Source organism: Shinella sp. GW821-FHT10F02 (assembly GCF_058809275.1).
This window is the reverse complement of record NZ_JBXASL010000001.1, coordinates 318,933-333,086: the sequence shown is the minus strand read 5'-3', so window position 1 is coordinate 333,086 and position 14,154 is coordinate 318,933. Positions and strand designations below refer to the sequence as shown.

At 64.7% G+C, this 14,154-nt stretch carries 13 protein-coding genes; 9 read left to right on the top strand and 4 right to left on the bottom strand.

The window, feature by feature from the left end:
* The first annotated feature begins 23 nt into the window (after positions 1–23).
* On the top strand, positions 24–1,811 hold the full coding sequence (locus tag AC1RWL_RS01565) for an adenylate cyclase (protein ID WP_493093858.1): 1,788 nt from the start codon (positions 24–26) through the stop codon (positions 1,809–1,811).
* A 35-nt stretch (positions 1,812–1,846) separates the two neighbouring features.
* Positions 1,847–2,308: a hypothetical protein gene (locus tag AC1RWL_RS01560; protein ID WP_493093555.1), complete on the top strand. Its 462-nt coding sequence runs from the start codon at positions 1,847–1,849 to the stop codon at positions 2,306–2,308.
* Positions 2,309–2,321: 13 nt separating this feature from the next.
* On the opposite strand, the gene AC1RWL_RS01555 is transcribed toward AC1RWL_RS01560, so the two are convergent.
* Genes AC1RWL_RS01555 through AC1RWL_RS01545 form a run of 3 tightly spaced genes read right to left on the bottom strand, consistent with a single transcriptional unit; the run spans position 2,322 to position 4,766 of the window.
* On the bottom strand, positions 2,322–3,353 hold the full coding sequence (locus AC1RWL_RS01555) for a DUF2955 domain-containing protein (RefSeq protein ID WP_493093556.1): 1,032 nt from the start codon (positions 3,351–3,353) through the stop codon (positions 2,322–2,324).
* Positions 3,343–4,449, bottom strand: a complete 1,107-nt coding sequence (locus tag AC1RWL_RS01550; protein WP_493093557.1) for an HlyD family secretion protein — start codon at positions 4,447–4,449, stop codon at positions 3,343–3,345. The genes AC1RWL_RS01555 and AC1RWL_RS01550 overlap by 11 nt, the downstream gene beginning before the upstream one ends.
* 35 nt (positions 4,450–4,484) lie before the next feature.
* Positions 4,485–4,766, bottom strand: a complete 282-nt coding sequence (locus AC1RWL_RS01545) for a hypothetical protein (RefSeq protein WP_493093558.1) — start codon at positions 4,764–4,766, stop codon at positions 4,485–4,487.
* 396 nt (positions 4,767–5,162) lie between these two features.
* Here AC1RWL_RS01545 and AC1RWL_RS01540 point away from each other — a divergent pair, with 396 nt between their 5' ends.
* The 3 genes from AC1RWL_RS01540 to AC1RWL_RS01530 all read left to right on the top strand — a co-directional run bounded on the left by AC1RWL_RS01540 (position 5,163) and on the right by AC1RWL_RS01530 (position 9,322).
* On the top strand, positions 5,163–6,407 hold the full coding sequence (locus AC1RWL_RS01540) for an alpha/beta hydrolase (protein ID WP_493093859.1): 1,245 nt from the start codon (positions 5,163–5,165) through the stop codon (positions 6,405–6,407).
* Between the two features lie 47 nt (positions 6,408–6,454).
* Positions 6,455–8,605, top strand: a complete 2,151-nt coding sequence (locus tag AC1RWL_RS01535; protein WP_493093559.1) for a mechanosensitive ion channel family protein — start codon at positions 6,455–6,457, stop codon at positions 8,603–8,605.
* Between the two features lie 69 nt (positions 8,606–8,674).
* Positions 8,675–9,322 (top strand): MarC family protein, encoded by a 648-nt coding sequence (locus tag AC1RWL_RS01530; protein ID WP_439623602.1) that lies wholly within the window; start codon positions 8,675–8,677, stop codon positions 9,320–9,322.
* Between the two features lie 50 nt (positions 9,323–9,372).
* Here the strand turns inward: AC1RWL_RS01530 and AC1RWL_RS01525 are convergent, their stop codons facing one another.
* Positions 9,373–9,615 (bottom strand): hypothetical protein, encoded by a 243-nt coding sequence (locus AC1RWL_RS01525; RefSeq protein WP_435269242.1) that lies wholly within the window; start codon positions 9,613–9,615, stop codon positions 9,373–9,375.
* Between the two features lie 344 nt (positions 9,616–9,959).
* On the opposite strand from AC1RWL_RS01525, the gene AC1RWL_RS01520 reads away from it, so the two are divergent.
* The 4 genes from AC1RWL_RS01520 to AC1RWL_RS01505 all read left to right on the top strand — a co-directional run bounded on the left by AC1RWL_RS01520 (position 9,960) and on the right by AC1RWL_RS01505 (position 14,122).
* A complete protein-coding gene (locus tag AC1RWL_RS01520) occupies positions 9,960–11,579 on the top strand; it encodes an FAD-dependent oxidoreductase (protein ID WP_493093560.1) in 1,620 nt (539 codons plus the stop codon).
* Positions 11,576–11,899: a 4Fe-4S binding protein gene (locus AC1RWL_RS01515; protein WP_493093561.1), complete on the top strand. Its 324-nt coding sequence runs from the start codon at positions 11,576–11,578 to the stop codon at positions 11,897–11,899. Before AC1RWL_RS01520 ends, AC1RWL_RS01515 begins: the two co-directional genes overlap by 4 nt.
* A gap of 111 nt (positions 11,900–12,010) precedes the next feature.
* A complete protein-coding gene (locus tag AC1RWL_RS01510) occupies positions 12,011–13,033 on the top strand; it encodes an ABC transporter substrate-binding protein (protein ID WP_493093562.1) in 1,023 nt (340 codons plus the stop codon).
* A 15-nt stretch (positions 13,034–13,048) separates the two neighbouring features.
* The gene (locus AC1RWL_RS01505) at positions 13,049–14,122 is read left to right on the top strand and encodes an ABC transporter substrate-binding protein (protein WP_493093563.1); all 1,074 of its coding nucleotides are present in this window, start codon (positions 13,049–13,051) and stop codon (positions 14,120–14,122) included.
* The last annotated feature ends 32 nt before the right edge of the window (positions 14,123–14,154 follow it).

The window sequence follows — 14,154 nt, the reverse complement described above, 5'->3', positions numbered from 1 at the left end:
GGGGATTGGGGACGGCCATGCATATGACGAGTTCCACGACCGCGGAGCCTGCGGCGGGGTTGCCCGGTATCGAGGAGATCCGGACGGAACTGGACCGCATCCTCTCCAGCCGGGAGTTTCCCGGCACGGGGCGGGCCGCCGCATTTCTGCGCTATGTCGTCGAAGAGACGCTTGCCGGACGTGCCAACCGCATCAAGGGCTATTCCATCGCGATCGAAGTGTTCGGCCGCGACGAGACCTTCACGCAGGACGATCCCGTCGTGCGCATCGAGGCGGGGCGCCTGCGGCGTTCCCTCGAACGATACTATCTAGTCGAAGGCGACAAGGACCCTGTCCGGATCGACATTCCGAAGGGTGGATATGCACCGGCGTTTTCATGGAACGCCATGGCCGCTGCAACGCCGATGGAGCCTTTACCCGTTCCATCGCGGCCGAACCTCACTGCCGGGCCGGGATGGCGTGCGCGGGGCGCTGTGCTTGCCGGGGTCGCAGCGGTTCTGGCGGCATCGGCCTACTGGATCGCGGGTGGGTTTGCTTCGGGACCACCGAGCCTGCTCGACGATGCCGTCCGGGACATGCCGACCCTCGTCGTCGCCCCGTTCGCCAATCTTGATGGCGGTCCGGATGCGCAACTTTATTCTGTTGGGCTCACTGAAGAGCTGCTGACCGCCCTGCCCCGGTTCAAGGAAATCAAGGTCTTTGGCCGCGAGACATCCAAATCCCTCTCTTCGGACGTCGACGCGTCGAAAGTCCGCGAGGCGCTCGGCGCGCGCTACCTGCTTGCCGGCGGCGTGAGAACCTCGCCCGGCCGCCTGCGCGTGACGGCCCGCCTGCTCGACACCGCGGACGGCGAGATCCTCTGGTCGAGGGATTATGACAAGGACCTCGCTTCGGGCGATCTTTTCGCCATCCAGACCGATGTCGCGCGGCGGGTCGCGACGGCGATCGCCCAACCCTATGGCGTCATGGCGCAGGTCGATGCGGCAAATCCTCCGCCCGACGACCTTGGCGCCTATGAATGCACGCTGCGTTTTTACGCATATCGTTCGGAGCTGAGCGCCGAGGCGCATGCCGGCGCCCGGACCTGTCTTGAGACCACCGTCGAGCGGTATCCGACCTATTCGACCGCATGGGCGATGCTGTCGATCATGTATCTCGACGAGGACCGCTTCAACTTCAACCCCGAAGCCGGGGTGGAGCCGCCGCTGCAACGGGCGCTCAAGGCCGCTAGACGCGCGACGCAGCTCGACGGCAACAACACCCGCGGGCTCCAGGCCTTGATGATGGCTTTGTTCTTCAACAAGGAATTGGCCGAGGCGATGCGCGTGGGCGAGCAGGCGCTCGCCACCAATCCGAACGACACGGAGCTGATGGGCGAACTCGGCACGCGGATGGCATTGGCCGGCGAGTGGCAGCGCGGCGCGGCCCTGCTCGACCAGGCAATCGCGCTCAACCCGGCGGGCGGCGGCTTCTATCACGGCACGCGCGCGCTTGCAGCCTATATGCTGAAGGACAACGAGACCGCCGTGCGGGAGATCACCAAGGCGAACATGCAGAAGTTCCCGCTCTTCCATGCCGTCGCCGCGGTCATCTACGCGGAAGCCGGCATGATGGAGGCCGCCCGGCGCGAGGGAGAAATCTTCGCCGTGATGCAGCCTGACTTCCTCCAGAACATCATCGCGGAGCTGACGGTGAGGAATGTCCGGCCCGAAGATCGTTCCCGGCTGATGGCCGGGCTGCGGAAGGCCGGGCTGACGCTTCCCCAGGAGGCCGCGGACGCGGTCGGCACGTCGGAGCTTCAGCCACGCTGACATCCTGAGCCGCCGCCATGTGAGGACACCGACCGATGAACCGGAGATCAAGCGGGGTCGCCTATGGACTGTTGCTTGCAGGGCAGACGGCGGCGGCATCGGCCCTGTTCTGGATCGTCTTTCCGTGGTTTCGCCAGGTGATCAACCATATCGGTGAGCAGCACGAGCTGACGCTCTCGCAGCATGTCGCCATCATGACCTTCGCCGCGTTTTTGCATGGTTTCTACTGGACGCGGTTGAGATGGGTGCCCGTCGTCGCGCCGTTCCGCAACGTTTTCGTGGCGCATCTGTGTTCGTTCTGGAGCCGCGTGAGTTTCTTCTTCGGCGGCGCGCTGTTTTCCACCCTGTTCTTCCGGCACCTGCCGGAGCTCGAAACGCTTCCGTCCCTTGGCCGGATCGCGCTGGGCGTGTTCGAGATCGTGACCGTGCTGTTTGCCCTGTTTTGCTACTCGCGGGACCTGGAGCGCCTCGCCAAGGCCCTTGAAGAGCCACAGTGACCGCCGCTTGAAATCACCGCCCGGCGAGCGCTTTCGTGCCCGTACCTCGCGGCCACAGGACGGCGGCGAGCAGCAGGGCATAGAGCAGTGCCGCCCCGACATAGAGGATGCGGGTGGAGAAGGATTCGGCGGCACTTCCCGGCAGCGGCGAGACGCCCAGCCCGAAGAGGATCAGGAAGATCGTCAGGGCGCCGGCGAACACGGGAGCGTCCGCCGACCGGGCGGCCGCTCTGCCGCCGAGAACGAGGGCGACAACGAGAACGATGATGAAGATCGAGAGGAGGTTCGGCCGCAGCATGAGCACGCAATAGGCGACGGAGGCGAGGAGCCCGCCGAAGAGATTGACGAGCACGAGCCCGAACGCCGCCCGAGCACCGGCGGTCACGTCGAGCTGCCCGAGCAGCGAGGCCACCGTTATGGGAATGACCGCAGCGGCGGTCAGGTTGTCGCTCGTCAGGCAGATCACGACGGAGGCAAGCAGGATGGCTGTATTGGCAAGCGCGCGGAGCATGGCCGGCGGCCGCCCGGCCGCGGGCGCGTCTTCACCGTCAGGCGTGGGTGGCTCCGGCAGGATTGCATGGGCGAGCCACATCAGCGCCGTACCGGACAGGACCCCGGTGACCAGGATCGACAGGATGGAGCCCGCCAGCCCCTTGTTTAGAATGCCGAGCAGCGGCACGATGATCGCGACGACCAGCACGAGAAACACCGCCGGGCCGCCCTTTCCGGTCGATTGCGCGGCGAAGCAGGCAAAATAGACCAGTCCCAGCAGAAGCAGGAAGGGCGCCGGCCGATCACCGAGCCAAGTGGTCAAGAGCAGCATCGCGATGCCGGTGACGAGGATCACCAGTGCTGCACCGATCGTCTTGCCGGGCGGCATCGGCCGCGTGCTTGCCAGCAGGAACTGCGCGGCGAAGAGCGGGCCGAGGAACGGCACGATCGCGCCGGAAAAAACGGCAGCCGTGAAGCCGATGGAGACCGCGAAGGCGACCCGCAGTCCCTTGCGCTTCTGCAGGCGGAGCGTGGATGCCGGGTCAATTGACATAGCTCAGGACCGACATGATGCGGATCCACAGCGATCCCCATGCATTGGTGACAGGATTGTCGCCGGTATAGATGACGACGGTCGCCTGCGAGCCGTAGCGCACGCCGCCCTTCGGCAGGTCAGCCTCCTCCATGGTGAGGCGCACCGGAAAACGCTGCGCCTCCCTGATCCAGCCGCTGTCGTTGCGGATCGTCGGCAATCCGGTGCTCGGGTCCGTGCTGCCTTGCGAAACGCCGAAGCCGACGCTCTCGACCGTCGCCGGGAAGACCCGCCCGGGAAGCGCATCGAAAAGGACCTCCGCCCTGTTGCCGACGGCGACCTTTTCCAGGCTGTTCTCCTTGAACGCCGCGTTGATCCAGATGGTGCCGGCATCGATGAAAGTCATGGCCGGCTGCCCAGCCGAGACGACCTTTCCGATCGTCAGCTGGAGGTTTGTGACGACGCCGGCAGAAGGGGCGCGCACGGTCGTGCGCACCAGGTCGAGCCGGGCCTTTTCCAGCCCGGCGAGCGCTGCGCGCAGCTGCGGATTGTCGTTACCGGATGGCCCGAGCAGTTCCTTGGCCTTGGCAAGCTCCGCCTCGGCCCCGGAGACGGCGGCTTCCGCCTGGTCATAGGCGGATTTGGCCGTGTCGTAGCGCGTCTTCGAATAGACGCCGCGTTTCACCAGCTCGGAGGCCCTGGCATATTGGTCGCGCAGATTGTCCCGGTCCGTCCGGATCTGCACGAGCTTGGCCTGCGCCGCATCGACCGTCGCGGTGGACGCGCCGATCGACTGGCCGGCGCTGGAAAGCGCCGCCTCGGCTTCGCTGACGGCAAGCGCGTAGCGTTGGGCATCGATGCGGAAGAGAACCTGGTCCGCTTCTACCCGCGCGTTGTCGGCAATGCCCACCTCCACGATGCGGCCCGTGACTTCGGCCGCGATGCCGACAATATAGGCCTGGACCTGGGCCTGCGCGGTCGAGGGCGTCCGCCGTTCCATGAAAACCGACAGCACGAAGAGGACCAGCGCCAGCAGGACGACAATCACGGCGATCCTGCGCAGGGGATTGCGGGGCGCCGGGGAGATTGCCGGCTCGTCTACGATCTCGGAATCCACTGTGTCACCCCCTTCGGATTTTCAGCTATCGGCGATCAACGGGAACGCTGGGCGGGCGGATGGTGAAGTGGGACCACCTTGGCCTTGTCCAGGGTGTCTTCGATTTCCTTGCCCAGCCCCGCGATCAATTCCCTGTATTCGGCGCATCGCGCGTCCCTCTGCGGGTCCGACGATGCCTGCCATTTGGCCAATTCCGCCTCGGCCTCGGCAAAATCCCGGCAGATCTCGCAGAAGACGCTGTCCCATGACGCGCGTTCGTCGATGGCCTCCGCCCTGTCGGGAAACAGCAGCCTGACCGCAGCGATACCGTCATCCATGGTCCACTCCCTTCAGACGAGAAACAGCGCCGGAAGTCCGATGTTCGACCATGATGCGGGGTTCGTGCAGTATGTTACCGTAACATACGGGCAAGCCGCAGCCCGGCCGGGCCCGGAACACGGGCTTCCAATGGCCTTGATCGCCGTCCGGTCACCCCATTCCCGGAAGCATCGACAGGCCGATACAGCGCTTTGCGGCCGGCGTTCCCGCCGACGCGGCCCGTAACATACCCGATGTTACGGGCCAGCCTTCCGTCCTTCGCATAGATTTTCCCCGGACCTGCCGATCGCTGCCACGGGCGGCGGGCAAGGAACAGGGCGAAGGCGACAGTGGTGAAAAGAGCGCAGGACATTGCGGGACAGACAGGCGAACGCTTTTCCAGCGGCCTGAAATCGATGCTCGTCTGCACACTGCTCACCGGCTGTGGCGGCCATCTCAAGAACGTGATGACCCCGGTTGCGGACACCGCAGCGCAATCCACCAAGGTCGAGATGCTGGTGACCACGACGCGCAGCCGCTCGACCATCGAAGGCGAGATGTTCACCGGCGAGCGCGCAATGGAACCCGCCTTTGCCAAGATCACCGTTTCCATACCGCCTTCAACTGTCCGAAAGGTCGGGGACGTCGCCTGGCCGCGAAAACTTCCCTCCGATCCGGCAACCGACTTTGCGACGCTGAAGGCCGAGGAAATCGGCCGCGACGATGCCAAGAACTGGCTTGCCACCGCGGTCAGGAAGAACGGCGACGGCAGCGTGCTGGTCTTCATCCACGGCTTCAACAACCGTTTCGAAGACTCCGTCTACCGCTTCGCGCAGATCGTCGAGGATTCCGGCGTGCACAGCGCGCCCATCCTGGTGACGTGGCCCTCGCGTGGCAGCTTGCTCGCCTATGGCTATGACAGGGAAAGCACCAATTACACGCGCAACGCCCTGGAGATGCTTTTCCAGTATCTCGCGCGGGAACCGAACGTGAAGGAAGTCTCCATCCTCGCCCATTCCATGGGCAACTGGCTGGCGCTGGAGGCGCTTCGCCAGATGGCCATCCGCAACGGCCGGCTTCCCGCCAAGTTTGAGAACGTGATGCTGGCCTCGCCGGATGTCGATGTCGACGTCTTCCGCCAGCAGATCGCCGACATGGGCGAACAGCATCCGAATTTCACCCTGTTCGTCTCCCGCGACGACCGGGCGCTCGCTGTATCGCGCCGGGTCTGGGGCGACGTCGCGCGGCTCGGCGCCATCGATCCCGAAGCGTCTCCGTTCAAGCAGGAACTGGCCGAAAGCGAGATCACGGTGATCGACCTCACCAAGGTGAAGGCCGGCGACAGGCTCAACCACGGCAAGTTCGCGGAATCGCCGGAGGTCGTACGGCTCATCGGCGCGCGGATTTCCGAGGGGCAGGCGCTCACCGACAGCAAGGTCGGCCTCGGCGACAAGCTTCTGGCTGCCACGACGGGTACGGCAGCGGCAGCCGGCAGCGTTGCGGGCCTGATCCTCGCCGCTCCGGTCGCCGTCATCGATGCGGATACGCGCGACAACTATGCGGGCCAGGTCAGCGGCCTCACCGGCTCGGCCGGCATGAAGCGGATGTCACCGGACTGCGAGGCGAGCGCGAGCGGGCAGAAGGCATGCGATCGCCGATAACCATAAGCAAGACGGCGACCGCCGATTTCATCAGCTAGGAACAGACAATGGCAGTGCTTTACAAAATCGCCTCCATCGGCACGCTGGTTACGGCCGTGGCACTCGCGATTGCCATTTTCGCGGGCGCGACCGCGGCGCAGGAAGCGAAGGCACAGCCCGAAAACGTCCAGCAGTTCATCGGCCTGCTGGCCGATCCCAACGTGCAGGCCTGGCTGCTACAGCAACGACAGGCCGCCGGGACCGAACCTGAACAAGCGCAGCCGACGGCAGGCAACGCCACGTCCTTCGCCGACTTCACGCTGCAGTTTCGCAGCCGGATCGCCACCCTGCTCACCGCCGCGCACGCCTTCCCGTCGGAAATGATGCGCGGCGCAGCGGTCGTCAACCGGGACGTCCAGGCGAATGGTGGAACGCGGCCGGTTTTCCTGGTCGCGGCCTTCGTCGCCGCCGGGCTCGCCGCGCAGTGGCTATTCTGGCGGGCCAGCGCCGGGTGGCGCGCCCGGATGGCGAGCGCATCCTTCGCAACGGTGCGGGAGAGACTGATTGCCGTGGCCGCGCGGTTGCTGTGGGGCGCCGGCTACGTGCTGTCGTTCGGTCTCGGCAGCATCGCCTTCTTCCTTCTGTTCCAATGGCCGCCGCTCATCCGCGAAATCGTCGTCGCCTATCTTTTCGCCATCGTCGTCTTCCGTCTGGCAAGCGCCCTCTTCGACGTGTTCCTCGCCCCCTCTCGCCCGCATGACAACCAGTTCCGCCCCGTGCCGGTTTCGGACGCGGCGGCGCGGTTCTGGTCAAGACGCCTTGGTTATGCGGTCGGCTGGTTCGCCTTCGGCTGGGTGACCATCCGCCTGCTCGATGCCATCGGCTTTTCCGATGGCGCCCGGCAGCTCGTGGCCTATTGCCTCGGCCTCGTGCTGCTGGGTATCGGCATCGAAGCCGTCTGGCGAGCGCCACGGGATGTGTCCTCCACCGAAGCGGGCCGGATCGGCCTTAGGGTGCGCCGCGCGCTCTGGACCGGCTATTTCATCGGCATCTGGCTGCTGTGGGTGATCGGCACGATGAAACTGTTCTGGATCGCCGTGGCCTGCGCCGCACTACCGGCCGCGATCATGCTCACCAAGGCAACCGTCGATAACATCCTGCGCTCGCCGGCGGCTGAAGAGGATGGCCAGGGGAAGGGCACGATCGTCTCGGTGATCGTCGAGCGCGGCATAAGGGCGGCGCTGATCGTCGGGGCGATCGTCTTTCTTGCCGATGTGCTGGAGGTTCGGCTCACCCAGATGACGATGCAGGATTCGCCTGCGCTCCGCCTCGTGCGGGGCCTGCTCAGCGCCGGCATCATCCTCCTGGTCGTCGATCTTGCTTGGAACATCGTCAAGGTGCTGATCGACCGCACGATCGGTGACAATCAGGTCGCCTTCGAGATCGGCAGCGAGCAGGAGCGACGCCGCGCGCGGATCAGGACGCTGCTGCCCATCCTGCGCAACCTCCTGATGATCCTGTTCGTGGCGATCGCCGTCATGATGGCGCTGTCCTCGCTCGGCATCGAGATCGGCCCGCTGATCGCCGGTGCCGGCGTCGTCGGCGTCGCCATCGGTTTTGGCGCGCAGACGGTGGTGAAGGACATCATCAGCGGCATGTTCTATCTGCTCGACGATGCCTTCCGGGTCGGCGAATACATCCAGAGCGGCAGCTACAAGGGCACCGTCGAGGCGTTCAGCCTGCGCTCCGTCAAGCTCAGGCACCATAGAGGCCCGATCTACATCGTCCCGTTCAGTGAGCTGGGCGCCGTGCAGAACATGAGCCGCGATTGGTCGGTCGTGAAATTCTTCCTGTCCGTCGCCCACGATTCCGACGTGCCGCAGGTCAAGAGCATCACGAAAGCCGTCGGCAAGGCCATGCGCGAGGATCCGGAGTTCAACCCGCTGATCATCGAGAACCTCAAGATGAAGGGCGTCGAGGAGATCAACGACTACGGCATCAAGCTCAGCTTCGGCATGACGATGAAACCCACGCATCTGCAATCGGCCATCCGCCGGAGGGCCTATGCCATGCTTCGCGAGGCCTTCAACAAGAACGGCATCAAGATCGCCGTGCCGACCGTGCAGGTTTCGGGCGGCAAGGACGACGACGTCGCCGCGGCGGCGCAGAAGACGCTTGCAGCGCAGAAAGCGGCCGCCGTCCCAACACCTGCCGCATGAGCACGCCGCACCTTGCGCGTGAAACGACACAGGACATCGCTTTCGTCACCATTTGAGAGGAACCGTTCCATGGATTTCACAGTCATCGATGCCGCCCTCATCGGGAAGCTTCTCCTCCTGCTCCTGATCGGCATGGGGCCGAAGATCGCCCTCGTGCCGTTTCTGGAAAAGACCCACGCCTTCGACACCGAGACCAAGGTTCGCATCGGCCGCAAGATGGTCCTGACGGCGCTGGTCACAGCCCTCATTCTCTTTGCCACCGGCGCCCTGCTGATGCGGCTCCTCCACATCACCGGCGGCGCCGTGGCCGTGGCCGGCGGCATCATTCTTGCGTTGATCGCCATCAAAATGGCGGCCGGGCCGACGGAAAAGCCGCATGACGAGCTGACCGCGCCGGTCGATCCCGACAAGCTCGCGGTGTTTCCGCTCGCCGTGCCATACCTGCTCAATCCTGTCGGCATCACGGTCATCGTGCTCGCCTCCGGCGAAGTCGTCTCGGTTGCCAGCGCCGCCGTCGTCACCGCCTTGATCCTGGTCGTCGGCGCGTTCGACTATCTCGTGTTCACCAATATCGACACGCTCGCCAAGCGCATGAAGCCGGCCAGCATGGTGGTCTCGGAAGTCGTCTTCGGCATCCTGCTGACCGCCGTGGCAATCCAGCTGATTGTCACCGGGCTTGGGAACCTCGGCATCATTGCGCCGGCCGCTGCACATTGAAAAAGCGGAAAGTCGTTGGGTCGAAAAGACCCGAAAAGGCTCGGTAATGCTTATCCCAGCCAGACCGTTCGATCCCAAACCGGAACCGTCCCGGCGATTTCCACGATGATCGTGCGGATGCGCAGAACCACGCTGGGCGGAATTCGCCCCTGAATGATGATGGCCTGCGGCTCGAATTTGATTTCGGGCCTATATTGGGCGCAGAGCTCGTCATATGCGACCGCGGCGTTTATCGAGGCGCGCAAGCCGTAGGCCTGCGCGCCGAAGCCGCCGCCGAGAGATGCCTGAAACATCTCACCCTCCCTTGTTTTCGATATTTATGGGAAACAAAGATACGGTCGCGATGTTCCGCAAAGGCAGGACTTCGGCCTATTATATTTTAAGGGTCCGCGTTGAGCCCGTTTGCAAGGCTTGCAAAGCCGTGACTGCTAAAACCCGCAAGGCAAATTCCGGCTTCGCCTGAGCCGGTCTCCTTGAGGAACATTTTCCCCGCCCCGCGCGTGCAACGCACCATAATATCTTTATTCTATAGATTTAGTAGATAATATCGGCGTCGATCAATTGCCGATACTCACGGCGTCATCCCTGGGTTCGCAAGCTCGATAACCTGCTTCAAGCGCCGATAGGAGACAGACATATGGCATTTCCGTACACCGTCGCGACAAACGTTCCCACCGCATCACTCGAGCTCGACGCCGATGTTCTCGTGATCGGCGGCGGCCCGGCAGGAACGTGGGCTGCCATCGCGGCCGCATCGAAAGGCGCCCGGGTCGTTCTCGTCGACAAGGGTTTCTGTGGTTCCTCCGGCGCCACCGCCCCGTCGGGCACGGGTGTCTGGTATGTGCCGCCGGACCCCGCCCGCCGCGCGAAGGCGATGAACAGCCGCTGGGATCTCGGCGGCCGCCTTGCGGACCCGGCCTGGATGCGCCGCGTGCTGGACCGGACCTACGACAACGTCAATCAGCTCGCGCAATGGGGTTATCCGTTCAGCGACGACGGCGAAGGCCGATCGATCAGAACCAGTCTTGATGGTCCGGACTATATGCGCCTGATGCGCAAGCGCACGAAATCCGCAGGCGTCAAGATTCTCGACCACAGCCCAGCACTTGAATTGCTGCGCGACGAAAGCGGCGCCGTGGCGGGAGCGGCGGGTATCCGCCGGCAAAAGGGCGACAGCTGGCTGGTCCGGGCCGGCGCCGTGGTCATTGCGACCGGCGGTTGCGCCTTCCTCAGCAAGGCGCTCGGGTGCAACGTTCTGACCGGCGACGGACTGCTCCTGGCAGCCGAGCTCGGCGCCGAGCTTTCGGGAATGGAATTCTCCACTGCCTATGCAATGGCGCTCGAAGGCGGCTCGGTCACCAAGACACGCTTCTACGATTGGGCGACCTTCACCTTCGAGGACGGCTCGCCAATTCCCGGCGCTGCCTCGAAAGGCGGCCGCTCCGTGATCGCGCGCGTGCTCCAGTCGCAGCGCGTCTTTGCGCAGCTCGACAAGGCGGACGCGGAGACCGAGCAGGCGATGCGCTACGCCCAGCCGAACTTCTTCCTGCCGCTCGACCGGGTGGGTATCGATCCCTTCAAGCAACGTTTCCCCGTCACCTTGCTGCTGGAAGGCACGGTCCGCGGCACCGGCGGCCTGAGGATCGTCGACCATAGCTGTGCGACGACGGTTGCAGGTCTCTACGCAGCAGGCGATGCGGCGACGCGCGAGCTCGTTTGCGGCGCCTTCACGGGCGGCGGCAGCCACAATGCCGCTTGGGCGATGTCCTCCGGCTTCTGGGCCGGCAGCGCTGCCGGAGATCATGGCCGCCACCTGCAAGGCCGCAACCGCAAATTCGTACGGGCCGGCGGCGTCGGCATCGTCGACGGGTCGAGCAGGGCGATCGATGCGGCTGCCCTAACGCGCACGGTGCAGGACGAGGTCTGGCCCTATGACCGCAACTATCTCCGTTCCGGCGAACGGCTGATGGACTCGCTTGGCCGGCTCGATGGTCTGTGGTCCGGCATCCGCACGGCGCAGTCCGCCACGATCGACGAGGCGCAGCGGACCCGAGAAGGCGTCGCGATGCTGGCCACCGCACGCTGGATGTATCGCAGCGCCCTGTCGCGGACGGAAAGCCGCGGCATGCACAAGCGGGAGGACTTCCCCCAGAAGGACGACGGCCAACTTCATTACACGACGACCGGCGGTCTCGACGAAGTCTGGATCGGACGCGAGCGCGCGCCCTCGCCGGAGCTGGAGGTTCTGGCGGCATGATCGAGGTCATCAGTGAGGATCGTTGCACCGGCTGCAACATTTGCGTCAACGTCTGTCCGACCAATGTCTTCGATCCGGCTCCCGGCGGCATTCCGACGATTGCCCGCCAGGACGATTGCCAGACGTGCTTCATGTGCGAGGTCTACTGCCCCGAAGATGCGCTCTACGTGGCGCCGCTGACGACGGCTGTCACCGGCATCACCTCCGCGGAGCTGGAGGCGAAGGACATCTTCGGCAGCTATCGCAAGTCGATCGGCTGGATCAGGGGCGGCCGACCCCGGCCGACGCCGGAGATCATGAAACGTCTCGATCATCATTGACGAGCGAACCGGCCGCCGGTCGCGGCGGCTCGGCCCCGTAAAAGTTTGAACAGGATTTTGGCGATGCAACCGACACGCAGGACTTTTCTGGGATTGGCTGCGGCAGCGGCCGTGTTTCCCACCACATTCTCCATCACCCGCGCGCAATCCAAGCCGGATGTCATCCGGCTCGCGGGTCCGGGCAATGCGGCCGGCAGGCCCTATGGCAACGGCTCGATCGGCGTGCTGCGCGGGCTTGAGCTGCTTGAGAAGGAATTCGAGCCCGACGGCATCCGCATCGAATGGCAGTTCCCGCGCGGCACCGGCCCCGCGATCAACGAGGCCTTCGCCAACCGCCAGCTCGAATTCGCGAGCTACGGCGGCCTGCCGAACGTCGTCGGCCGCGGCGCGGGCGTGCGCACCACGGTGCTCGCCGCCTCCGGCATCTCGCCGACCTATGTCGGCGTGCGCCCCGCGGCCGGAATCAAGACGCTTGCCGATCTCAAGGGCAAGAAGGTCGCCTTCCAGCGCGGCACGATCTTCGAACTCTCGCTCTCGCTCATCCTGGCTGGCGTGGGCCTCAAGAACGAGGACGTCCAGATCTTCGACCTCCAGGGCGCAGACCAGACCGCCGCGATCCAGTCGGGCGACGTGGACGCGCTGCTCGGCCAGGGCAACCAGGTGCTGGCGCTGGTGAAGAGCGGGCTCGTCGAGGTTCTCTACAGCACCAAGGGCAGCCCTGCCCCGGGCTCCACCTTCGGCTCCTTCACTGTCCTCGACAGCTTTGCCGAGGCCAATCCCGAGATCGTCGCGCGGGTCCTGCGTGGCTACGTCCAGGCCTCGCATTTCGCGAGCCTCGATGAGAACCGGGAGAAACTCTACGACATCTTCGCGCTCACCGGCTCCCCACGCGAGAGCTATGTCGCCGATTACGCGGGCGATGATCTGCGCGACCGCAACAGCCCGCTGCTCGACGATTTCTACCGCGCGAACATCAAGGCCGGGCTCGACTTCACGCTGGAGCAGAAGCTGGTGCGCAAGCCGTTCGACGTCGACGAATGGATCAAGGACGGCCTGCTGACCAGGACGCTTGCCGATCTCGGCTACGAGGCCTTCTGGACCCCGCGCGCGGCCGACGGCAAGACCCCAGTCTGAAAAGGAGAGGACAAGATGAGACGCAGAACCTTCGCAAGCCTCGCCGCGCTCGCCGCCATCGCGGTATCAATCCTCGGGACCGGGCCGGTGGCGGCCCAGGAAAAACCGCAGGTCATTCGCCTGGCCTCCTTCGGCAACGCTGCCGGCAAGCCCTATGGCACCGGCGCCATCGGCGTCGTGCGTGCCCAGGAACTCCTGGAGAAGGAATTCGCGGCGGACGGCATCACGATCGACTGGCAGTTTCCCCGCGGCACCGGTCCGGCGATCAACGAGGCCATCGCCAATGGCCAGCTCGATTTTGCCTATTACGGCGGCCTGCCGAACATTGTCGGCCGCGGCGCGGGGCTGGAGACCAAGGTCGTGGCGTCCTACGGCGTCAGCCCGAGCTATGTGGTTGCGCGTCCGGATTCAGGGATCAAATCCCTTGCCGACCTGAAAGGCAAGAAGGTCTCCACCTCGCGCGGCACGATCAACGAGCTCAGCCTTTTCCGCATCCTGCAGCAGGTTGACCTCACGCCGCAGGACATCCAGTTCTTCGACCTGCAGACGGCGGACCAGATTTCGGCGATCACCTCCGGGGATATCGACGCCGTCATCGGCGGCGGCAGCAGCGTGCTGCAACTGGTGGACCAGGGCATTGCCGAGGTGATCTACACCACCAAGGGCAGCCCGGCGCCGGGCAGCAATTTCGGCTCCTTCATCGTGACCGATGCCTTCGCCGAGGCTTATCCGGAGATCACCCAGCGCGTGGTCAACAAATTCATCGAGGCCTCGTATTTCGCCTCGGACGAGAAGAACCGCGAGGCGCTGTTCGACATCTGGGCGCTGACCGGCGCGCCCCGCGCCACCTTCGAGAAGGACTACGCCGACGAAGTGCTGAAGGATCGCCAGAGCCCGCTACTCGACGACTTCTACCGCGCCAACGTCACGGCCGGCATAGACTTCGCCGTCGAGCAGAAACTCATCCGCAAGGCCTTCGACGTCAACGAATGGGTGGATGATTCCTACCTCAAGACGGCCTTGAAGGAACTCGGCTACGAGAACGCCTGGACGCCGCGTGACAAGGACGGCAAGGCGGTCCAGTTCTGACGAACCCGTTCACCCAGTTCCCCGGCCTTGAC